The organism is Nocardia sp. CY41 (genome assembly GCF_009829325.1).
Classification (GTDB): domain Bacteria; phylum Actinomycetota; class Actinomycetes; order Mycobacteriales; family Mycobacteriaceae; genus Nocardia.
Genome location: NZ_VUOS01000093.1, coordinates 1 through 3,232 on the forward strand (window position 1 = coordinate 1; position 3,232 = coordinate 3,232).

Annotated in this window: 2 protein-coding genes and 1 pseudogene; all 3 read right to left on the reverse strand. The window is 63.7% G+C overall.

Annotation, left to right across the window (positions count from 1 at the left end):
- Positions 1–160 precede the first annotated feature (160 nt).
- Positions 161–397, reverse strand: a complete 237-nt coding sequence (locus GVY64_RS36675) for a hypothetical protein (protein WP_159851256.1) — start codon at positions 395–397, stop codon at positions 161–163.
- 457 nt (positions 398–854) lie between these two features.
- Positions 855–2,393: pseudogene (locus GVY64_RS36680) on the reverse strand (amino acid permease).
- Between the two features lie 251 nt (positions 2,394–2,644).
- Positions 2,645–3,232 (reverse strand): Mu transposase domain-containing protein (locus GVY64_RS36685; RefSeq protein WP_442939692.1); only part of this gene is annotated, 588 nt, incomplete at its 5' end.

Sequence of the window (3,232 nt, forward strand, 5' to 3'; positions counted from 1 at the left end):
GCGGTTCGATCACTGTCCACAACTCGTCGTCCACGATCCACGGGGCCGCCACGACGAAACATACTGCACCGCAACGAGAATCACCGCCACTCAACAGAACCTGTTAGGGGCTCTAAGGTGAGTTGCCCGGGTGAAACCGGTGGGGCATACACCTTCGCTTCTACGAGGCCACGATGTATCCGACCGCGCCGAGGTGGTCGACGATGTCGGTGGCTGCCAAGGGGCGTTGCGCGGTGCGGGTGATCTCGGCGACGCCGTCGGCTGGGCAGGCGGTGACCGGGCCGGACACGGTGGCGCAGACCGTGCAGTCGGCGACGGTGCCGGTGAGGTGGGCTTGGATGTTGCGGCCGTCGAGTGCGGCGACCAAGCCGAACATGCTGAACGGGTTAGTAGACATCAGAATGGGTTTCCTGGTTGGTGACGTTGCGGGATCCCCCCTGCGCGGCCGACTCCCTTGTTGACCTACCGACGCCGTTGTCGAGGGCGGTTTCGGGTGACGGCGTCGTCACCGATGGTTTCCGGTTGGTCGGCTACGGAGATCGCATCTCTGTCCTTGGGGGTCTGATACCAAAGGTTATGCCGGTCGTTCGATGGTGTTGAAGTGCCGGAAGCGACATCTTTCGTGCGATTTCCGACATGGCCATCGTCCTTTCGTGCAGACCGGACTGTGCGTCTGGGGCATGTACCCCAAACGCGCACTCGACCAGGCGAGATCACCCATTCACGCTGCCTGACCTCGGCGGCGGTCACCGGCCCCTGCATAAACCATGTAAAGAGGATTCGTGAACGGCCCAGAGCGCCGTTTTGACTGAGCGATCCCGCGACTTTCGCGCTCGGTATCTTTACCGAAGTTCCTACTCCTGCCCGTGATCGTCGAGAACTGTGACCGGTTCGCCGTCGTCGTGCTGGTGCAGCGGACGCTCGGCCAGAACCGGGAACCGACCTGTGATGCCCTCGCGCTGCTGTGTGATGCTCGCTACTCGCTTGCGGGCCAGAAACCACCCGCCGACCAGCGCCGGAACCATGATGACGCCCCCGGCCAACACCGCGCCGCGCTGCACCTCGTCGTCGCTGAACGCCATCAACGCGACTACGGTCACCAGGAACACCAGCGTCGCCACGCTCGTATAGGGCGTGCCGATCAAACGGAACGATGGACGCTGCGCCAGCCCTTTGCGCCACCAACGCCACAACTGCAGCTGACAGACGACGATCGCGCCCCAAAACGTGATGGTGCCCAGCGTCGACATATTCAGCACGATCTCGAACGCCTTCTCCGGCACTAACGCGTTCAGGCCGACACCGATGAGCGCGATCGCGGCGGTCGCCAGGATGCCGACGTAAGGCACGCCGCCGCGGGACATCCGCGCCGCGATCGCTGGCGCACTGCCGTTCATCGATATCGACCGTAGGATCCGGCCGGTCGAACGCAGGCCGGCGTTCAGGCTGGAGAACGCCGCGGTCAGCACCACCAGGTTCATGACCGACCCGGCGCCGTCCACGCCGATCCGGGAGAAGAAGGTGATGAAGGGACTCTCACCGGATTTGAAGGCGGTTTAGGGCAGGAGCAGACCGAGCAGCACCAGCGATCGACGTAGAACAGCGCGATCCGGGCGATGACGGAGTTGGTCGCGCGCGGCATGATCTTCTCCGGGTTCTCCGTCTCGCCGGCCGCCGTGCCAACCAGTTCCACTGCGGCGTAGGCGAATACGACACCAGTGGTGACAAGAACCAGTGGCAGGACGCCGCTCGGGAACAGCCCGCCGTTGTCGACTATCACCCTCGGACCGGTGGTTTCACCCTTGATGGTGAACCGGCCGGCGAGGAAGACAGTGCCGATGATCAAGAACATGACCAGCGCGACGACCTTGATCAGGGCGGCCCAGAACTCCAGCTCACCGAACCACTTCACCGAGACCAGGTTGATGCCCACCACCAGGGCCAGGGCGACCAGGTCGATCAACCACTGCGGTATCGCCGCAAAGGCCCCCTCAGTAATGGACATACGTGACGACGGCGGTGATATCCACGATCCCGGTCATGCACCACTGGAAGAAGTACATCCACCCAACCGCGAACGCCAGCTTCTCGCCGTAGAACTCACGGGCGTAGGAAACGAACGACCCCGAAGACGGACGATGCAGCACCAACTCACCCAGCGCCCGCAGAATGAAGAACACGAACACGCCACAAACGGCGTACACGATGAACAACCCCGGGCCCGCGCCGGCCAAACGCCCACCCGAACCCAGGAACAGCCCGGTACCGATGGCGCCACCGATCGCGATCATCTGCAGCTGACGTGGACGCAATGTTTTGTGATATCCCGCATCTTCCGCATGCAGCGCCTCCGCGGATGCCGACACCTCCGAGTGGGGTCGCACCGGTGTCATGCCCAGGTCCTCTCACAGGTGACGGCGATCATACCGCTCGTGAATGTACCGCCAATCAACGGCACGATCTATAGATGCGTTCGCGTGGGGCTCCCCTTACGACACCGTGGGTTCGCCTTCCAAGGCCTCACCGATCTTGCGGGCTTCCGAAACGACCGCGTCAGCGGTCAACGCCCGAGCTCGCTGTGCGGCAGCGAGACCGGCGACGACATGGTTGTGCGGCAGATACCGATGCAGCAGAAGCACTTCGATCAGTGCTCGCGTGCCGTCGCGATCGCCGTGCGCTCGCCGCCCCGCGGCCACCAGGCTTCATGGACGGGCGTGAACCCTCCCGCGGCTCGGGCTTGTTCGAGAGCTGTCGCACCAGGCAGCGCACCGGGTTTACGCAGCAAACCCTTGAGGTAGTGGTCGAGATCCAGGCGTGATTGCGCTTTGCCGAGCAGGCGTTCATGCCGGGCGACTTCGGTGCGGCCGTCATAGACGAGGTGGTTGGCGTGCAGCAGCACCCTGACCTGGCGGCCGATCAACCGCACCGGCACCGAATACGGGTTGGTGCGGACGGTGACTTGGGAATATTTGTCGACACGGGGTGTGAACCAGCGCCCGGTCTCCGCGACCTCGTCCGGAAGTGACACCAAAAGTGGTTTCTCGACCGCGAAATGTCTCGATGGTGCGCGGCCGTTCACCGCTTCGTTGCATGCCGCTCTGAACTCCAAGATCACGGACCTGCGCTCCCAGCGCGGCCACGTGCGCCTGCAGATCAGTGGCGTCGCGAACGTGGAGAGGAGTTGGTGGCGACGCGGGTATTCGCGGACGAGGCCGCGGCCTTGGCCGCCCAC